The organism is Streptomyces sp. TLI_105 (genome assembly GCF_900105415.1).
Classification (GTDB): Bacteria; Actinomycetota; Actinomycetes; order Streptomycetales; family Streptomycetaceae; genus Streptomyces.
This window is the reverse complement of sequence record NZ_FNSM01000001.1, coordinates 4170087-4187799: the sequence shown is the minus strand read 5'-3', so window position 1 is coordinate 4187799 and position 17713 is coordinate 4170087. Positions and strand designations below refer to the sequence as shown.

Sequence of the window (17713 nt, the reverse complement as noted above, 5' to 3'; positions counted from 1 at the left end):
GGCAATGTCAGAGCTGACCCTGACGGTCATGCGGTTGGGTTTCCTGGCCGTTCTGTGGCTGTTCGTCATCGTGGCCGTTCAGGTCATTCGCAGTGACCTGTTCGGCACACGGGTCACCCAGCGCGGTTCGCGGCGCCAGGAGGCGCGACCCCAGCAGAACGCGCGCCAGGCGGCCGCGCCTCCGCAGCAGCGCGGCCAGCAGAACGCGGGTGGCCGCCAGCGCCGCGGTGCCCCGACCAAGCTGGTCGTCTCCGAGGGCACCCTCACCGGCACGACCGTCGCCCTCCAGGGCCAGACGATCACGCTGGGCCGGGCGCACGACTCGACGATCGTCCTCGACGACGACTACGCCTCCAGCCGTCACGCCCGGATCTACCCGGACCGGGACGGCCAGTGGATCGTCGAGGACCTCGGGTCCACCAACGGCACCTATCTCGACCGGACCCGCCTCACCACCGCCACGCCGATTCCGCTGGGCGCGCCGATCCGCATCGGCAAGACCGTCATCGAGCTTCGGAAGTAGTGCTACGACATGAATGAGCGCGAGCGGAGCGAGCGAGCCGGGACGGTCCCCGCCGCGGGACGTGCCGCGCTCCCGACCGGAGCGACTGAATCGACCGGCGTGACCGGAGCGACCGGAGGGTGGGCAGTGTGGGTCGAGACCGGCTGTACCCCGATGCAGCGTCGACAGGGCAGGTGCGCATGACTCTGTCCCTGCGATTCGCCGCGGGCTCGCACAAGGGCATGATCCGCGAGGGCAACGAGGACTCGGGCTACGCCGGGCCCCGGCTGCTCGCCATCGCCGACGGCATGGGCGGACAGGCCGCCGGCGAGGTCGCCTCCTCCGAGGTGATCTCCACGCTCGTCACGCTCGACGACGACGTCCCCGGCTCCGACATCCTCACCTCGCTCGGTACGGCGGTGCAGCGCGCCAACGACCAGCTGCGGATGATGGTCGAGGAGGACCCGCAGCTGGAGGGCATGGGCACCACGCTCACCGCCCTCCTGTGGACCGGCCAGCGGCTCGGGCTCGTGCACGTCGGAGACTCCCGCGCCTATCTGCTCCGCGACGGCGTCCTCACCCAGATCACCCAGGACCACACCTGGGTCCAGCGCCTCGTCGACGAGGGCCGGATCACCGAGGAAGAGGCCACCACCCACCCGCAGCGCTCGCTCCTCATGCGCGCGCTCGGCAGCGGCGACCACGTCGAACCCGACCTCTCCATCCGTGAGGTCCGGGCCGGCGACCGCTACCTGATCTGCTCCGACGGCCTGTCCGGCGTGGTCTCGCACCAGACCCTCGAGGACACCCTCGCCAGCTACCAGGGCCCGCAGGAGACCGTGCAGGAGCTGATCCAGCTCGCGCTGCGCGGCGGCGGCCCTGACAACATCACGGTGATCGTCGCCGACGTCCTCGACGTCGACGGCGGCGACACCCTCGCCGGCCACCTCAGCGACACCCCGGTCATCGTGGGCGCCGTCGCCGAGAACCAGGCGCAGCTCAACGACGGCGGGGCGATGCAGACCCCGGCCGGCCGCGCCTCGGGCCTCGGCCGCTCCGCGCCGCACCACCAGCCGCCCGCCGGCGGCTTCGGCCCGCCCGGCAGCGGCGACGACCACGGCTACGGCGGCATGCCCCCGCAGGGCTCCTTCGAGTCGTACACGGACGAGGACTTCGTCAAGCCGCGCACCGGCCGCAAGTGGCTCAAGCGCTCCTTCTTCCTCGTCCTCGTCCTCGCGATCCTCGGCGGCGGGCTGTACGGCGGCTGGCGCTGGACGCAGACGCAGTACTTCGTGGGTTCCAAGGACCAGCACGTGGCGCTGTACCAGGGCATCAGCCAGGACCTGGCGTGGGTGTCGCTCTCGAAGGTCGAGAAGGACCACCCCGAGATCGAACTCAAGTACCTCCCCGCCTACCAGCGGAAGCAGGTCGAGGACACGATCGCGGGCGGCAGCCTCGCCAAGGCCGAGACGAAGCTCTCGGAGCTGGCCCTGCAGGCCTCGGCCTGCAAGAAGGCCGAGCAGCGGCACGCCGCCGCCGAGAAGGCCGCCGACCAGGCGAGCAAGCCGCCGGCCACCCAGAAGCCCGGCGATGCCGCCACCCCCGACCCCAAGCCCACCACAGCCGCTCCGTCCCCGGGTCCCACCCTCACCGCGGAGGAGCAGAAGCTGGCCTCGAACTGCGGCAAGCAGTAAGCACCCGTAGGGGGCCTTTCACCACCATGAGCGTTGTCACCAACACGACCACCATCGGCGCGATCGAGGCGCCGAGCCGCCGCAACACCGAGCTGGCGCTGCTCGCGTTCGCCGTCGTCATCCCGGTGTTCGCGTACCTCAACGTGGGCCTGGCCATCGACGGCAAGGTCCCGGCCGGAATGGCCGGGTACGGACTCGGTCTGGCGCTGCTCGCGACCGTCGCCCACCTCGTGGTGCGCAAGTGGGCCCCGTACGCGGACCCGCTGCTGCTGCCGCTGGCGACCCTGCTGAACGGTCTGGGGCTGGTGCTGATCTGGCGCCTCGACCAGTCGCCGCGCATCATCGCCCGGTACAAGACGTTCACCCCGGACGCCCCCAACCAGATGATGTACTCGGCGATCGGCGTCGCCATGTTCGTCGGTGTGCTGCTGCTGCTCAAGGACCACCGCGTCCTGCAGCGCTACACGTACATCTCCATGGTCGCGGCCCTCGTGCTGCTGCTGCTGCCGCTCGTCCCGGGTCTCGGCGCGGACGTCTTCGGCGCCAAGATCTGGATCAACGTCGGCGGCTTCTCCATCCAGCCCGGTGAGTTCGCCAAGCTGGTCCTCGCCGTGTTCTTCTCCGGCTATCTGATGGTGAAGAGAGATGCGCTGGCGCTGGCCAGCCGCCGGTTCATGGGGCTCTACCTGCCGCGCGGCCGCGACCTGGGCCCGATCCTGACGATCTGGGCGATCAGCCTGCTCATCCTGGTCTTCGAGAACGACCTCGGTACGTCGCTGCTGTTCTTCGGCATGTTCGTGATCATGCTGTACGTGGCCACGGAGCGGACCAGCTGGGTCGTGATGGGTCTGCTGATGTCCACCGCGGGTGCGGTCGTCGTCGGTTCCACGGCGAGCCATGTGCAGTCCCGTGTGGCCGCGTGGCTCGACCCCTTCGAGTGCCTGAAGACGGCGCCCGAGGGCTCCAACATGGCCATGGCCTGCGACCAGATGACGCAGGTGCTGATGTCGTTCGGCTCCGGCGGCATCCTCGGCACCGGCCTCGGCCAGGGCAACTCCGATCTGGTCGGCTTCGCCGCCAACTCCGACTTCATCTTCGCCACCGTCGGCGAGGAACTCGGCCTGACCGGCGTCATGGTCTTCCTGCTGCTGTACGGGCTGATCGTCGAGCGCGGTGTGCGCACCTCCCTCGCCGCCCGCGACCCCTTCGGCAAGCTGCTCGCGATGGGCCTCTCCGGTGCCTTCGCGCTCCAGATCTTCGTCGTCGCCGGCGGTGTGATGGGCCTCATCCCGCTCACCGGTATGACCATGCCGTTCCTCGCGTACGGCGGTTCCTCCGTGATCGCCAACTGGGCCCTGATCGGCATCCTCATCCGGATCAGCGACACCGCGCGCCGTCCCGCGCCCGCGCCCGCCCCGTCCCCCGACGCCGAGATGACCCAGGTGGTCCGTCCGTGAACAAGCCGCTGCGGCGGGTCGCGATCTTCTGCGGCCTGCTCGTCCTCGCCCTGCTCCTGCGGGACAACTGGCTCCAGCTCGTCCGCGCCGACGAGCTGAACGCGCACCCCAAGAACCGGCGCGTGCAGATCGAGCGGTACTCGAACCAGCGCGGCAACATCATCGTCGACGGCAAGCCCATAACGGGCTCCGTCGACTCGGGCGACAAGTTCTACAAGTTCAAGCGGACCTACGTGGACGGCCCCATGTGGGCCCCGGTCACCGGGTACGCCTCGCAGGCCTACGACGCCAACCAGATCGAGAAGATCGAGGACGGCATCCTCACCGGCAACGACGACCGGCTCTTCTTCGACCGCACCCTCGCCATGTTCACCGGCGAGAAGAAGAAGGGCGGCGACGTCGTCACCACCCTCAGCGGCGCCGCGCAGAAGGCCGCCTACGAGGGCCTCGGCGACAAGACCGGCGCGGTCGTCGCCATCGAGCCGAAGACCGGCAAGATCCTGGCGATGGCGTCCACGCCCTCGTACGACCCCTCCACCTTCGCCGGCTACTCCGGCAAGGACGAGAAGGCCTGGGTCGCGCTGGAGAAGGACAAGAACAAGCCGAAGCTGAACCGCGCGATCCGCGAGATCTACCCGCCCGGCTCCGTCTTCAAGGTCGTCACCGCCGCCGCGGCGCTGGAGAACGGCAAGGTCACCGACATCAACGCGGCGACCGACACCCCCGAGGGCTGGAAGATCCCGCTCTCCAACCGGGAGATGGTCAACCACGCCCACGGCTGTGCCAACGCCAGCCTCAACCGGGCGCTGGAGATCTCCTGCAACTCGGTCTTCGCGAAGCTCGGCGACGACGTCGGCCGCGACAAGATGGTCGAGATGGCGGAGAAGTTCGGCTTCAACGCCGAGCAGTTCACCCCGGTTCGTTCCTCGGCCTCCGTCTTCGACAAGAACGCCGACCGCGGTGGAAACGCGCTCTCGTCGATCGGCCAGTTCAACACCGCGACGACCCCGCTGCAGATGGCGATGGTCACGGCGGCGATCGCCAACGACGGCAAGCTGATGAAGCCGTACATGATCGACCAGCTGCGGGCCCCGAACCTCGACATCATCAAGCAGACCGAGCCGGAGGAGATGAGCCGCCCGGTCTCGCCGGAGACCGCCCAGAAGCTCCAGCAGATGATGGAGAACGTCGTCTCCAGGGGCACCGGCGGCAACGCCGACCTGAACATGGACGGCGTGAAGGTCGGCGGCAAGACGGGTACGGCCCAGCACGGCGAGAAGAACGCCAAGCGCCCCTACGCCTGGTTCATCTCGTACGCGAAGACCGCCGAGGGCTCCCCGGTCGCGGTCGCCGTCGTCGTCGAGGACTCGGCGGGCACCGACCGTGAGGACATCACTGGTGGCGGTCTGGCCGCCCCGATCGCCAAGGCCGTGATGAAGGCGGTCATCAAGACCCGGGGCTGACCCCCGGCCCCCGTACGAGCCGGGTACCAGCCAGGTACCGGTCAGGTATCAGCTACCGGCCCCGGGCGGAACGCCTCCACGGGGCCGGTAGCGTATGCGCGAACAGCACACACCGCCGGACCACCCATGGGTGCGGTCGGGACAGACGGAGAGGGCTGGATTAGCTATGGAAGAGCCGCGTCGCCTCGGCGGCCGGTACGAGCTGGGCCCGGTGCTCGGCCGTGGTGGCATGGCCGAGGTGTACCTCGCCCAGGACACCCGGCTCGGCCGCACCGTCGCCGTGAAGACGCTGCGGGCCGACCTGGCCCGCGATCCGTCCTTCCAGGCCCGGTTCCGCCGTGAGGCACAGTCCGCCGCCTCGCTGAACCACCCGGCGATCGTCGCGGTCTACGACACCGGCGAGGACTACGTCGACCAGGTCTCCATCCCGTACATCGTGATGGAGTACGTCGACGGGTCGACCCTGCGTGAGCTGCTGCACTCCGGGCGCAAGCTGCTGCCCGAGCGCACCCTCGAGATGACGGTCGGCATCCTCCAGGCGCTGGAGTACTCGCACCGCGCCGGCATCGTGCACCGTGACATCAAGCCGGCGAACGTCATGCTGACGCGCACCGGCCAGGTCAAGGTCATGGACTTCGGCATCGCGCGCGCCATGGGCGACGCGGGCATGACCATGACGCAGACCGCCGCGGTGATCGGCACGGCCCAGTACCTCTCCCCGGAGCAGGCCAAGGGCGAGCAGGTCGACGCCCGCTCCGACCTGTACTCCACGGGCTGCCTCCTCTACGAGCTGCTCACCGTCCGTCCCCCGTTCATCGGCGACTCCCCGGTCGCGGTCGCGTACCAGCACGTCCGCGAGGAGCCGCAGCCGCCGAGCAACTTCGACCCCGAGATCACGCCCGAGATGGACGCCATCGTCCTGAAGGCGCTGGTCAAGGACCCCGACTACCGCTACCAGTCCGCCGACGAGATGCGCGCGGACATCGAGGCCTGCCTCGACGGCCAGCCGGTCGCGGCCGCCGCCGCGATGGGGATGGGCATGGCGGGCGCGCCAGGCTACGGCGGTTACGGCTATCCGCCGGAGGACCAGCCGACCACCGCGCTGCGCCAGGCCGACCCGGCCGGCCAGACGTCGATGCTGCCGCCGGTCAACCCGGACGACGGCGGCTACGGCTACGACGACCGCCCGGACCGCCGTCGTGGCGGTGGCCAGAAGAAGTCGAACACCTCGACGATCCTCCTGGTCCTCGCGGGCATCCTGGTGCTCGTCGGCGCGATCTTCATCGGCGTCTCGATCTTCGACAAGAAGGACGGACCGCAGAAGGTCACCGTCCCGCAGCTGGTCGGCCAGACGATGCAGGACGCGCAGGACCGCGCGCGCAACGTGCAGGTGAAGGTCCAGCAGGCCGGCACCGAGCGCTGCGACCAGCCCAAGGACACCATCTGCCGCCAGGAGCCGGTCGCGGACAACGTCCAGAAGATGGACGTCGACGGCACGATCCAGGTGTACGTCTCCGAGGGCGCCCCGCTCGTCGAGGTCCCGGACGTCGTGGAGCAGTCCCAGGAGCGGGCCGAGCAGAGCCTCAAGGACAAGGGCTTCAAGGTCAAGGTCGAGCAGGAGGAGTCCGAGGAGGAGCCCGGCACGGTCCTGAAGCAGAACCCGGACGGCGGCACCAAGGCGGAGAAGAACTCCGAGATCACGATCACCGTCGCGAAGAAGCAGCTGTCGGAGCTCCCCAGCGTCAAGGGCCGTGACTACAACCAGGCCCTCCAGCAGCTCAACGCGATCGGCTTCACGAACGTGACCAAGGAGGACGTCGACTCCAACGAGCCCGCGGGCACCGTCGTCGAGCAGACCCCGCAGGGCCCGTCGAACCAGCCGAAGGACGTCCAGATCACGCTGAAGGTCTCCAAGGGCCCGCAGCAGACCCAGGTCCAGATCCCCCCGGGCCTGACCGGCAAGAAGTTCAAGGAGGTCCGGGACCTGCTCCAGGGCATGGGCCTCACGGTCGTCCAGGCGGGCTCCGACAAGGAGGACGCCATGGTCATCAACACGAACCCGCCGGAGGGTTCGATGGTCGACAAGACCCAGCCGATCACCGTCAACACGCTGGGTGGCGGCGGCGGGGACAACAACAACGGCAACCCGGGCGGTGGCATCGGCGGCTTCTTCGGCTGACGTCCGCCCGCACCCGGCACGCACACGGCGAGAGCCCCGGCATCCAGTACGGATGCCGGGGTTCTCCCGTCTTCCGGGACGCCCTCCAGGCCTCAGCGCAGTTCGGCCTCAGCGGAGTTCCGCTTCAGCGCAGCTCCGCCGGAGGGGTCCGGTCGCGGTCGACCTTCTCCGTGCGCTCCAGTTCGCCCCAGACGATGTAGCGGTAGTCCGAGGTGTACATGGGGGTGCAGGTGGTCAGCGTGATGTAGCGGCCCGGCTTGGACTTCCCCGATTCCTTGGGGACGGGCTGGAGGACGTCCACGTTGTACTTCGTGGTCTCGGGCAGGGTCTTGTAGACCTTGTAGACGTACCAGGTGTCCTTGGTCTCGAAGACGATCGCGTCCCCGGTCTTCAACTGGTGGATGTTGTGGAACTTGGCGCCGTGCCCGTCCCGGTGGGCGGCGAGCGTGAAGTTGCCCTGCTTGTCCTGCGGGAGCCCGGACTTGACCGGCTCGGTGTAGTAGCCGGCGACGCCGTGGTTGAGGACGTCGGTGCCGGTGCCCTGCTTCACCAGGACCTCGCCGTTCTTCATGGCGGGTACGTGGAGGAAGCCGATGCCGTCCTTGGTGTCCAGCGCGCCGGGCCCGTCGGCCCACTGGTCGCGGACCTGGGCGCCGTCCTTGTCGGCGGCGCGGTCGGCGAGGACGTTGGTCCACCACAGGGAGTAGACGACGAAGAGGCCGAGCACCAGGCCCGCCGTGATGAGGAGTTCGCCGAGGAGGCTGATGAGCCCGGCGATCCGGTTGCGCGCGCGTGCCACTAGGTCGTCCCGTCGTCCCGTCCGGAGGTGTGGGGTCTCAGCCTACGAGCGCTTCCGGCTTTCCCTTGCTGCGCGGGCGTTCGTCGACCAGCTTGCCCCACACGATCATGCGGTACGTGCTGGTGAACTCCGGTGTGCAGGTGGTCAATGTGATGTACCGGCCGGGGCCCTTGAAGCCGGACTGCTTCGGTACGGGTTCGATCACCGAGACGTTGGAGGGCGAGGTCTGCGGCAGGATGCTGGCCATCTCGTACGTGTAGTACGCGCTCTGCGTCTCGACGACGATCGGGTCCCCGGGCTTCAGCTGGTTGATGTAACGGAACGGCTCGCCATGGGTGTTGCGGTGGCCGGCCACCGCGAAGTTGCCCTGCTTGTCGGCCGGCATGGCCGTCTTGAGCTTGCCCTCGCCGTAGTGGCCGACCATGCCCTTGTCGAGGACGTCGGTCTTGCTGGTGCCCTCGGCGATGGGGACGACGACGTCCAGCTTGGGGATGTACATGATGGCGAAGCCCTTGCCGGGCTCGAAGGCCTCGGGCTTCTCGTCGTCGCCCTTGGCCCAGGTGTCCTCGATCTGGGCCTTGGCCCGGTCGGTCTCCTGACCGGCCCGGACGTTCGTCCACCACAGCTGGTAGGTGACGAAGAGGAGCATGACGACGCCGAAGGTGATGAAGAGCTCTCCGACGACCCGGCTGGCGACGACGCCGACGCTCTCCTTGGCGGCGCGGGCGGCCCGCCGGGCCTCCACGCGGGAGAGGGGGCGTCCTTCGGCGGCGGCCGGAGCGGCGCTCGCGGGGGCGGCGCCCCGGTTCCTGCCCCGGCCGCCCTTGGCGGCGCGCCGGCGCTCGGCCCGCCCGGGCCCCGAGGACGGCGGCTCGGCGGGGTCCTCCACGGCCCGCAGGGGCATCGTCTCGTCCGGCGGGGCCACCGGGGGCTCTTCCGCCTCGTACGGCCCGTACGAGGGCTCGTAGGGGTCCTCCTGGGCGACGGCCCCGCGGGGCACCGGCTCCTCGTACGTGTACGGCTGGGCAGCGGGCGCGTACGGCTCGGTGGGGACGTACGGTTCGACGGCGGGCGCGTACGACTCGGTGGCGGGCGCGTACGGTTCGGCGGACTGCGCGTACGACTCGGCAGCCGGGGCGTACGGTTCGGCGTTCGGCGCGTACGGTTCGGCGGCCGCGTACGGCTCGGGGCTCGACGCGTTCGGCGCGTACGACTCGGTGTTCGGCGCGTACGGTTCGGCGGCGGGCGCGTAAGAGTCCCCGGGTATCGGCTCCGGCTCCGGACCGTTCGACGGCCGGAACCACGGTGAGCCCGTCGTCACGCGACGGCCTTGCCCACCACCGGAGCGAGCCCCGCCGACCGGCCCACCGCCCCCTTGTCGCCGCACTGCTCCAGCCAGTTGGCCAGCATCAGGTGCCCGTGCTCGGTGAGGACCGACTCGGGGTGGAACTGCACCCCCTCGACGGGCAGTTCACGGTGGCGCAGCCCCATGATGATGCCGTCCTCGGTCCGCGCCGTGACCTCCAGCTCGGCCGGCAGGGCGGCGGGCTCGGCGGCCAGCGAGTGGTAGCGGGTCGCGGTGAACGGCGAGGGCAGACCGGCGAAGACGCCCTGGCCCTCGTGCGTGACGAGCGAGGTCTTGCCGTGCAACAGCTCGGGCGCGCGGTCGACGACGCCGCCGTAGGCCACGGCCATCGACTGCATGCCGAGGCAGACGCCGAAGACGGGCACACCGGTGTCGGCGCAGTGCCGGACCATGTCGATGCAGACCCCGGCCTGCTCGGGCGCGCCGGGCCCGGGAGAGAGCAGGACGCCGTCGAAGCCGTCCTGGGCGTGGCTCAGCTCGACCTCGTCGTTGCGGAGGACTTCGCACTCGGCGCCGAGCTGGTAGAGGTACTGAACGAGGTTGAAGACGAAGCTGTCGTAGTTGTCGACGACGAGAATTCGCGCGCTCACTGGCCGTCCACCGTCACATCGTTGAACGGAAGCAGAGGCTCCGCCCAGGGGAACACGTACTGGAAGAGGACATAGACGACCGCGAGGACCAGCACGATCGAGATCAGCGCCCGCACCCACGCGTTGCCCGGCAGATGCCGCCAGATCCAGCCGTACATGACGTCGACCGCCCCTTCCGTTCGTTACGGGGACCAGAGTACGGGGCGAGCGGGCCGTGGGGGGTCAGCTGCCCGAAGCCTGTGGACGACCGTCGGTCACCGGGCGGGTGGCGTCGAGGTGCGCCCAGACGATCAGCCGGTGGCTGCTGCCCCATTCGGGGTCGCAGGTGGTGAGGGTGAGATAGCGCCCGGGACCGTCGAAGCCGGACTTCTCGGGTACGGGATCGACGACGGCGGTGTCGCCGGGGACGGTCCGGTAGGGGCCGCGGTCGATCCGGTAGGTGAACCAGGTCGTGCCGTCGGTGAGGACGATCGCGTCGCCGGGGCGCAGCCGCGGGAAGTCCTTGAAGGGGTCGCCGTGGGTCCGGCGGTGGCCGGCGACGGCGAAGTTCCCGGTGCCTCCGAGCGGGGCGGTGCGGGTGTAGTGGCCGAGGCCCCGCTTCAGGACGTCGGGCCCGGTGCCTTCGAGGACGGGCCATTCCCAGTCGCGGCCGAACCGGGGGACGTACATGACGGCGAAGCCCTTGCCGGTGACGTACGGCGCCGGTACGCGCGCGGGGGCGGGTGCGGCGGCGACGGGTGTGCTCGCCCACTCCCGCTGGAGGGTGTCGATCTGGGCGGCGCCGGCGCTGTCGGCCTGGACGCCGGTCCAGTAGAGGAGGTAGGCGACGAAGAGGACGACCAGGGCGCCGGCGGTGATGCACAGCTCGCTGAGGCTCCGTACGACCAGTCGTACCGTCACGGCCCCGGCTCCCCCCGGTCGACCCCTCGACGCGTCAGCTCACCGGCTTCGCGTAGTGGAGGTCCACTGTGCCCGAGTAGCCGGGAAGAGTCACCGCCCTGTGCTCGTCGACTTTCCAGCCGAGTCCGTACGCCTTGACGTACAGCTGGTAGTTCTGGAGCGCGGGGGAGTCGGCGAGGGCCTTGGTCAGCTTCCCCCGGTCACCGACGGCGGTGATCTTGTACGGCGGGGAGTAGACGCGGCCCTGGAGGATCAGGGTGTTGCCGACGCAGCGCACGGCGCTGGTGGAGATGAGCCGCTGGTCCATGACCCGGATGCCTTCGGCGCCGCCGTGCCACAGGGCGTTGACGACGGCTTGGAGGTCCTGCTGGTGGATGACGAGGTCGTTGGCCTGCGGTTCGGGGTAGCCGGGGGCGGCCTGGGCGTTCGGCGGGGCGTCGTCGAGGGTGACGGTGAGGCCGGAGCCGGAGACCTCGGTGGTCCCGGCCTTCGCCTCGAGCGCGTCGAGCTTCTCGTCCTCCGCGCGCGTGGAGCCGTCGTCGCGGGCGGCGAGGGAGTCGACCTGGGTGCGGAGGGCCGCGGTGGACTCGTCGAGGCCGGCGTTCTTGTGGCTGCGTTCCTCGATGAGGTCGGAGAGCCTCAGGAGCGAGGCGTCCGTCCGGAGGTTGGTGCCCTTGGCGGTGTTGAAGCTCGTGACGAAGATCAGTCCGGCGAGGGCGAAGACGGCAAGGGTGAGCGCCCGGACGGGGCGCCACCTCGTGGTGCGGCCCGGCCCTTCGGGAGTGTCGGCGGAATTGCTCAACGTACCCTGATCCCCTTCGGTGCCGCGGAACCACTACGCTAACGGACGCTTGGGGGACGCAGTCGTCCTCCTTCGTCACATCCCGGCGCCAGCCACAGTTCCCTGCGCGGTCACGCAGCGCATCGACAGGAGAGTCCCTCGTGCCGAAGTCACGGATCCGCAAGAAGGCCGACTTCACGCCTCCGCCCGTCAAGGCCACCAATATCAAGCTGACCAACCGCAGCTGGGTGGCGCCCGTGATGCTGGCGCTGTTCGCCATCGGGCTGGTGTGGATCGTGGTCTTCTACGTCACCGACGGCTCCATGCCGGTCGAGTCGATCCGGAACTGGAACATCGTGGTGGGCTTCGGCTTCATCGCGGCCGGCTTCGGCGTCTCCACGCAGTGGAAGTAGCGGCGGAAGCAGGGGCGGGCCGGGCGACCTAGCGGTCGCACGGGCCGCTCGTCAAGTTCTCCCCCGAGCTTATCCACAGAGTTGTGCACAGCACTGGATAACTTACGAAGATCTGTGGATAACTCGGCACGAGGTTGACGCCGGTATGACCGGAATCACCCTCGACGTTATACACAGCGCCCCTCGCCTCCCTGGAGAAATACCAGGTCAGAGGCGGGGGGCGCAGTCTTTCCCCACGCAGAGGACAGAACCCGCCACACACTGTGGATAACTCTGGGGAAAGCTCACAGAAGAGCTCTTCCACAGGTGTGCATGCTCAGGTGAGCGCTGCCGAACGGGCGAGCACGATCCCCAGGTCGATCAGGAGCACCAGCGCACAGGCCCCGTACTGCACGAGGTCCCGACGGGCCCGCGGCGCGTGCACCATCGCGTACGCGACCAGGGCGCCGGCCACCAGACCGCCGACGTGCGCCTCCCACGAGATCCCCGGACGGGTGAACGTGATGAGCAACGACAGCCCCACGAAGAGGACCACCGGCCGCATGTCCTGCCGCTGCCGTCGGGCCAGCACGGCCCAGGCGCCGATCAGGCCGTAGACGACGCCGGAGGCGCCCAGCGAGAACTGGTTCTGCGGGGAGAGCAGATAGGCGAGCGCGGAGCCGGAGAGCCCGGCGAGCAGACAGAGGGCCGCGTACCGGATCCGCCCGAGCTCGGGTTCGACGATCCCGCCGATCACCCACAGGCCCAGCATGTTGAAGAGGAAGTGCGGGACCTCCTGGTGGAGGAAGGCGGAGGTCAGCAGGCGGTACCACTCGCCGTCCGAGACCCCGACCAGCTCACCGCTCGGCAGGTACGCGCCGCCGATGAGCGCCAGGTCGTCGACGAGCCGGTCGCCCACCACCTGGACGGCGATGAACAGCGCCAGGTTGATCGCGATGAGGATCTTGGTGACGAACCGCTCGTCCGCCGCCATCCGGCCGCCCGCGAGCGTCCGGGGCTGGTTGGCGTCGGCGGCGTGACCCGTCCCCGAGCCGCCCCGCACGCACTCGGGGCACTGGAAGCCCACGGAGGCGGAGATCATGCACTGCGTGCAGATGGGCCTCTCGCAGCGGGCGCAGCGGATGCCGGTCTCGGCCTCCGGGTGGCGGTAGCAGCGCAACAGACCGGGCTGCGTGTCCATGGGAGGTCCCGTCCCTTCCGCCTCAGCGCTTCTCGACCACCACGGACTCGATGACCACGTCCTGGAGCGGACGCTCGGTGTGGGGGTCGGTCGCGGTGGCCGCGATGGCGTCCACGACCTTCCGGCTCTCCTTGTCCACGACCTCGCCGAAGATGGTGTGCTTGCGGTTCAGCCAGGTCGCGGGGCCGACGGTGACGAAGAACTGCGAGCCGTTGGTGCCCGGGCCGGCGTTGGCCATGGCCAGCAGGTAGGGGCGGTCGAAGAAGAGTTCCGGGTGGAACTCGTCGGCGAACTCGTAGCCCGGTCCGCCCGTGCCGTTCCCCAGCGGGTCGCCGCCCTGGATCATGAATCCCTTGATGACCCGGTGGAAGACCGTTCCGTCGTAGAGCGGGTCCGAGGAGACCTTGCCGGTGGCGGGGTGCGTCCACTCGCGCTCGCCGGAGGCGAGGTCGACGAAGTTCCGAACCGTCTTCGGGGCGTGGAACGGCATCAGCCGCACCTCGATGTCTCCCAGGCTCGTCTTGAGGATCGCGTACAGCTGCTCGGCCACGGTCGCCTTCCGTCCACGTCGTCTCGCGTCATGCCGCGTTGTCTCTGACGTGTCCGATCCTCGCATGCCCCGGATGCCAGCCCCACATGCCGGACCTCGCTCCGGCGGGCATGATTCCGAAAAGGATGGAAAGGTGAAAAACCGACATCGCCACCGAGGAGGAGGAGTCCCGTGACCCGCATGGACAGCGTGCGCGCCGCGACAGGATCGGCGAAGGAGAGCGTCCTGCACGCCGCGGAAGTGGTGGCGCCGTACGCCGGCACGGCCAAGGACCAGGCCACGCTCTACGCGCACGAGGCGCGGGCGATGCTCGCGCCGAAGCTCTCGAAGGCCGCTCAACAGGCCCGGGCGCAGGCTCGTGTGCAGTACGACTCGTATGTCGCACCACGTGTACCGCCACGGGTCGACGCGGCCGCACACCGTGCGGCGGTCAAGACCCGCTATGCCGCCCGTCAGGCGGCCGACTACACCGTTCCGCGCGTCGAGAGCGCGGTCGCCGCGACCGGTCCCGTCCTGGAGGAGGCCGGGGCGCGTTCCACCGCCGCCTGGGCCGCGCTGCGCGGTCAGGTGACGCCGAAGGAAATCCAGAAGATCGTGAGGAAGCACGAGCGTCGGGCCAGGGCCGGACGCCTCGCCAAGGGACTCGTCGTCCTCGGCGTACTGGCCGGCGGCGTGTTCGCCGCCTGGAAGTGGTGGGACAAGCAGGCCAATCCCGACTGGCTGGTCGAGCCTCCCGCACCCACCGAGATGGACGAGGACTCCTCGCTGTCGCCCGTGGACGGCAAGGGGACTCCCCTCGACACGGAGGCGGAGATCGATGCGGAGGCGGACGCCGATGCGGATGCCGCGGCCGCCGCAGAAGCCGCCGAACGCGACGAGCGCCGCTGACCGACCGCCACTCCTGCCGGGGTCCTACCGGGTCCTACCGGGGTCCTGCCGGATCCTGCCGGGTCGTGCCGGGTCGTGCCGGGATGCTGCGGGGTCGTACGGACTCCGCTGAGGTCGTGCCGGGTCGTACGGGGGAGGTTCCGCCGGTCCCGCTGGGGGCTCGCCGATCCTCCCGTGGCCGTTCCACGGGATCCCGCGGGTGGGGTGTGGGGAGTACGCGTCGTGGCTCCCCACGCCCTACGCCGCCGCGGCGAGCGCGAGCTCCGTCAGTGCGACCGGGTCGCTCTCGACCCCGGCGGTCGACGAGGACCGCTGGCGCGCGGAAGGGGAGGAACCGTGGGCCTCTGCGGCGATGCGCTGCTTGATGGTGGGCGGCAGGGAGCGGTCCCCGACGAGCGGCCACCGGCGCGCCCGCTGTGCCGGTACGGGGGCGAGCGCGCGCTCCACGGCGGTGGCGGCGGGGACGGCGGCGGGGGCGGCCGGCTCCTCGGGCTGCTGGACGGAGGGCTGCCCGGCCGCGGCGGCGGTGCTCGCCAGGCCGACGGAGGCGAGGAGGGCGAAGAGGACGGAGATGAAGGCGGTCCAGAACTGCTTGACCTTGGCGGTGGCCATGACCCCTCACTTTCGTGACGTTCTCGGATGGTTCATTTCGGGTTGCGCGCTTTACATACCTTTCTCATGATGTTGATGCGGTCCCGATTTCCGCGGACCGACGCCGTCGCCGCGCAGTTCTTCGGATGAACACCACCCGTCCGGATCAACGCGAAAGGCCACGCCCCGGGCGGGGCGTGGCCTTTCGCGTCGATCCGGTGCCGGCAGGGCCGGTCCGGGCCGTCAGAGCTGGGCGAGGTGGCGCTTGAGATAGGCGCTCAGCGGCTTCTCGACGAGCTTGTTCACCAGGTACGACAGCACCAGCACCCCGAGGAGCACCAGGCCGAGGAGCGTCCACGGGGAGACGAGCTCGCGCGGCGCGAAGTAACTGAAGAACTCCCAGCCGATCACCTCGTGCAGCAGGTACACCGGGTAGGTCAGCGCGCCCGCGACCGGCAGCCACTTCCACTGGATCCGGGAGAGCTTGCCGGTGGCGATGAGCGCCATGACCCCGAAGAACGCGGCGATCAGCACGATCACGGGCCACGCGGCACGCTTGCCGAGGAAGGGCGTGAGGTGCTCGAACTCCTCCATGGTGGGGGCGAGGGAGGCGCAGAAGGAGACGCCGACGATGCCGAAGAGCATCAGGTTCGGACGGAACCGGTACATCAGGTAGAACGCCATTCCGGCGATGAAGAACCAGCTGTACTCGGGGATCAGCAGCAGGCGCAGCGGTCCGGGCGGCTGCTTGGCGACGAGGATGGTGGCCGCGCCCCAGACGCAGCAGAAGAGCAGGACCCGCTTGTAGGTCAGGCCCCACCAGGCCACCAGGGCGAAGAGGAGGTAGAAGCGGAGCTCCGTGAAGAGCGTCCAGTAGACGCCGTCGACGTGCGGCACCCTGAGGGGCTGCTGAAGCATCGTCAGGTTCGTCAGGATGTCGTGCCACGGGAGGTGACGGGCGCCACCGGGAATGACCATGATGGTGACGCTGGTCGCGATGACCGCGAACCAGTAGGCCGGATAGAGCCGGATCACCCGCGAGACGAAGAACGCCTTCACGGGACGGTTCCACGCGCTCATGCAGACGACGAAGCCGCTGATGATGAAGAAGAGCTGGACACCGAGATAGCCGTACGCCGATATTCGGAAGGTCTCCGGGAATATCCCCCTCACCGGCGTCGGCCAGCCACCGCCGCGGGCCGTGTAGTGGTACATGACCACCATGAGCGCCGCTCCCAGCCTGAGCCCGTCGAGCGCGTGGAGCCGCGGGAGGCGCTTCGTCCCCGGGCTCGGCGCGATCTGGGGCTCGGGCTGCGGTATTCGGGCCTTGAGCAGCTCGGGTGACAGCTGGTTCAACACTCGGAAATCCCCACCTAGGTCTGCGGCCGACGAGCTCACCTGGTTCGCACAGGGCATCGACTCGGCGCAGTGAGCATAGGTGGCTCACAGAATCCGTACAAGGTTTGACTTGCGTGACGTGCCGCTCGTCGAGTAACGGGCCTCCGAGCCGGGGTCGAGCCGTCCGCGGTCGAGGGCGGCTCGGCGCCGCGCCCGCACGAGAAATGCCCTCCGACGCCGCGCTTCCGCGGTGCCGGAGGGCATTTCACCGGTGGAGCCTAGGGGAGTCGAACCCCTGACATCTGCCATGCAAAGACAGCGCTCTACCAACTGAGCTAAGGCCCCGGAACGAGGACAGCGTACCGGGTCACCCCCCATGTCAGGCAAAAGGATTGGGACTCCCGGTGGGCGACCACTCTCCGTAAGATGCTGACCGGGGTTCGCAGTGGCGAACCAAGGGATGGGGAGAAGCAATGGACGCAGCGCAGCAGGAAGCCACGGCGAGAGCCAGAGAGCTTCAGCGCAGTTGGTACGGAGAGCCGCTGGGGGCGCTCTTCCGTCGCCTGATCGACGACCTCGGGCTCAATCAGGCCAGGCTCGCGGCCGTGCTCGGGCTCTCCGCGCCCATGCTGTCCCAGCTGATGAGCGGCCAACGGGCCAAGATCGGCAATCCGGCCGTCGTCCAGCGCGTCCAGGCCCTCCAGGAGCTCGCCGTCCAGGTCGCCGACGGCAGCGTCAGCGCCGCCGAGGCCACCGACCGGATGGACGAGGTCAAGAAGTCGCAGGGCGGTTCCGTCCTCACCGCCACGAGCCAGCCCGGCACCGGCTCGGGCGGGCCGACCGTGCGCCGCGTGGTCCGCGAGATCCAGTCCCTGTTGCGCTCCGTGGCCGCCGCCGGCGACATCATCGACGCCGCCGACTCGCTCGCCCCGGCCCACCCGGAACTGGCAGAGTTCCTCCGGGTGTACGGCGCCGGGCGCACCGCCGACGCGGTCGCCCACTACGAGTCGCACCAGAACTGA

General features: G+C 69.4%; 18 protein-coding genes and 1 tRNA gene. 8 read left to right on the top strand and 11 right to left on the bottom strand.

From position 1 onward, the window contains the following. The first annotated feature begins 4 nt into the window (after nucleotides 1–4). From BLW86_RS19120 to pknB, 5 genes are all read left to right on the top strand, one after another. A complete protein-coding gene (locus BLW86_RS19120; protein WP_093875156.1) occupies nucleotides 5–523 on the top strand; it encodes an FHA domain-containing protein FhaB/FipA in 519 nt (172 codons plus the stop codon). A 179-nt stretch (nucleotides 524–702) separates the two neighbouring features. Further along, entirely contained in the window at nucleotides 703–2196 is a 1494-nt protein-coding gene (locus tag BLW86_RS19115; protein ID WP_093875155.1) for a Stp1/IreP family PP2C-type Ser/Thr phosphatase, read from the top strand. 26 nt (nucleotides 2197–2222) lie between these two features. Continuing rightward, complete coding sequence (locus tag BLW86_RS19110) at nucleotides 2223–3653, top strand: FtsW/RodA/SpoVE family cell cycle protein (RefSeq protein WP_093875154.1); 1431 nt, start codon at nucleotides 2223–2225, stop codon at nucleotides 3651–3653. Beyond that, nucleotides 3650–5116, top strand: a complete 1467-nt coding sequence (locus BLW86_RS19105) for a peptidoglycan D,D-transpeptidase FtsI family protein (RefSeq protein ID WP_093875153.1) — start codon at nucleotides 3650–3652, stop codon at nucleotides 5114–5116. The genes BLW86_RS19110 and BLW86_RS19105 overlap by 4 nt, the downstream gene beginning before the upstream one ends. Nucleotides 5117–5282: 166 nt before the next feature. After that, nucleotides 5283–7295, top strand: a complete 2013-nt coding sequence (gene pknB / locus BLW86_RS19095) for a Stk1 family PASTA domain-containing Ser/Thr kinase (RefSeq protein WP_093875152.1) — start codon at nucleotides 5283–5285, stop codon at nucleotides 7293–7295. 124 nt (nucleotides 7296–7419) lie between these two features. Here the strand turns inward: pknB and BLW86_RS19090 are convergent, their stop codons facing one another. From BLW86_RS19090 to BLW86_RS19065, 6 genes are all read right to left on the bottom strand, one after another. Next, a complete protein-coding gene (locus BLW86_RS19090; protein ID WP_093875151.1) occupies nucleotides 7420–8094 on the bottom strand; it encodes a class E sortase in 675 nt (224 codons plus the stop codon). Between the two features lie 37 nt (nucleotides 8095–8131). Then, on the bottom strand, nucleotides 8132–9415 hold the full coding sequence (locus BLW86_RS19085; protein WP_177181698.1) for a class E sortase: 1284 nt from the start codon (nucleotides 9413–9415) through the stop codon (nucleotides 8132–8134). Next, on the bottom strand, nucleotides 9412–10050 hold the full coding sequence (locus BLW86_RS19080; RefSeq protein ID WP_086830118.1) for an aminodeoxychorismate/anthranilate synthase component II: 639 nt from the start codon (nucleotides 10048–10050) through the stop codon (nucleotides 9412–9414). Before BLW86_RS19080 ends, BLW86_RS19085 begins: the two co-directional genes overlap by 4 nt. Next, entirely contained in the window at nucleotides 10047–10208 is a 162-nt protein-coding gene (locus BLW86_RS42060) for a hypothetical protein (protein ID WP_015034837.1), read from the bottom strand. Before BLW86_RS42060 ends, BLW86_RS19080 begins: the two co-directional genes overlap by 4 nt. 64 nt (nucleotides 10209–10272) lie before the next feature. After that, nucleotides 10273–10950 carry a class E sortase gene (locus BLW86_RS19070; RefSeq protein WP_093875150.1) on the bottom strand — a complete coding sequence of 226 codons (678 nt, stop codon included), beginning with the start codon at nucleotides 10948–10950 and terminating at the stop codon, nucleotides 10273–10275. Nucleotides 10951–10984: 34 nt separating this feature from the next. Continuing rightward, nucleotides 10985–11752 carry a DUF881 domain-containing protein gene (locus BLW86_RS19065; protein WP_093875149.1) on the bottom strand — a complete coding sequence of 256 codons (768 nt, stop codon included), beginning with the start codon at nucleotides 11750–11752 and terminating at the stop codon, nucleotides 10985–10987. Nucleotides 11753–11892: 140 nt separating this feature from the next. On the opposite strand from BLW86_RS19065, the gene crgA reads away from it, so the two are divergent. After that, nucleotides 11893–12144, top strand: a complete 252-nt coding sequence (crgA, locus tag BLW86_RS19060; protein ID WP_093875148.1) for a cell division protein CrgA — start codon at nucleotides 11893–11895, stop codon at nucleotides 12142–12144. 316 nt (nucleotides 12145–12460) lie between these two features. Here crgA and BLW86_RS19055 read toward each other — a convergent pair whose 3' ends face one another. Beyond that, a complete protein-coding gene (locus BLW86_RS19055) occupies nucleotides 12461–13324 on the bottom strand; it encodes a rhomboid family intramembrane serine protease (protein WP_093875147.1) in 864 nt (287 codons plus the stop codon). Nucleotides 13325–13346: 22 nt separating this feature from the next. Beyond that, complete coding sequence (locus BLW86_RS19050; RefSeq protein WP_093875146.1) at nucleotides 13347–13874, bottom strand: peptidylprolyl isomerase; 528 nt, start codon at nucleotides 13872–13874, stop codon at nucleotides 13347–13349. Nucleotides 13875–14045: 171 nt separating this feature from the next. Between BLW86_RS19050 and BLW86_RS19045 the strand changes: the two genes are divergently transcribed. After that, a complete protein-coding gene (locus tag BLW86_RS19045; RefSeq protein WP_093875145.1) occupies nucleotides 14046–14762 on the top strand; it encodes a DUF5324 family protein in 717 nt (238 codons plus the stop codon). A 237-nt stretch (nucleotides 14763–14999) separates the two neighbouring features. Here the strand turns inward: BLW86_RS19045 and BLW86_RS19040 are convergent, their stop codons facing one another. The 3 genes from BLW86_RS19040 to BLW86_RS19030 all read right to left on the bottom strand — a co-directional run bounded on the left by BLW86_RS19040 (nucleotide 15000) and on the right by BLW86_RS19030 (nucleotide 17036). Continuing rightward, the gene (locus BLW86_RS19040) at nucleotides 15000–15374 is read right to left on the bottom strand and encodes a DUF6344 domain-containing protein (protein ID WP_093875144.1); all 375 of its coding nucleotides are present in this window, start codon (nucleotides 15372–15374) and stop codon (nucleotides 15000–15002) included. Nucleotides 15375–15596: 222 nt separating this feature from the next. Continuing rightward, nucleotides 15597–16709, bottom strand: a complete 1113-nt coding sequence (locus tag BLW86_RS19035; protein ID WP_177181697.1) for an acyltransferase family protein — start codon at nucleotides 16707–16709, stop codon at nucleotides 15597–15599. A gap of 254 nt (nucleotides 16710–16963) precedes the next feature. Then, a tRNA-Ala gene (locus tag BLW86_RS19030) sits at nucleotides 16964–17036 on the bottom strand. 128 nt (nucleotides 17037–17164) lie between these two features. Here BLW86_RS19030 and BLW86_RS19025 point away from each other — a divergent pair. Beyond that, nucleotides 17165–17713, top strand: coding sequence for a helix-turn-helix domain-containing protein (locus tag BLW86_RS19025; protein ID WP_093875142.1), 549 nt, complete (start codon nucleotides 17165–17167; stop codon nucleotides 17711–17713).

Bases quoted from the DNA above. Each gene is read 5' to 3' on its own strand.
- BLW86_RS19120 (WP_093875156.1), top strand. From the start codon at position 5: ATGTCAGAGCTGACCCTGACGGTCATGCGGTTGGGTTTCCTGGCCGTT.
- BLW86_RS19115 (WP_093875155.1), top strand. From the start codon at position 703: ATGACTCTGTCCCTGCGATTCGCCGCGGGCTCGCACAAGGGCATGATC.
- BLW86_RS19110 (WP_093875154.1), top strand. From the start codon at position 2,223: ATGAGCGTTGTCACCAACACGACCACCATCGGCGCGATCGAGGCGCCG.
- pknB (WP_093875152.1), top strand. From the start codon at position 5,283: ATGGAAGAGCCGCGTCGCCTCGGCGGCCGGTACGAGCTGGGCCCGGTG.
- BLW86_RS42060 (WP_015034837.1), bottom strand. From the start codon at position 10,208: ATGTACGGCTGGATCTGGCGGCATCTGCCGGGCAACGCGTGGGTGCGG.
- BLW86_RS19055 (WP_093875147.1), bottom strand. From the start codon at position 13,324: ATGGACACGCAGCCCGGTCTGTTGCGCTGCTACCGCCACCCGGAGGCC.
- BLW86_RS19040 (WP_093875144.1), bottom strand. From the start codon at position 15,374: ATGGCCACCGCCAAGGTCAAGCAGTTCTGGACCGCCTTCATCTCCGTC.
- BLW86_RS19025 (WP_093875142.1), top strand. From the start codon at position 17,165: ATGGACGCAGCGCAGCAGGAAGCCACGGCGAGAGCCAGAGAGCTTCAG.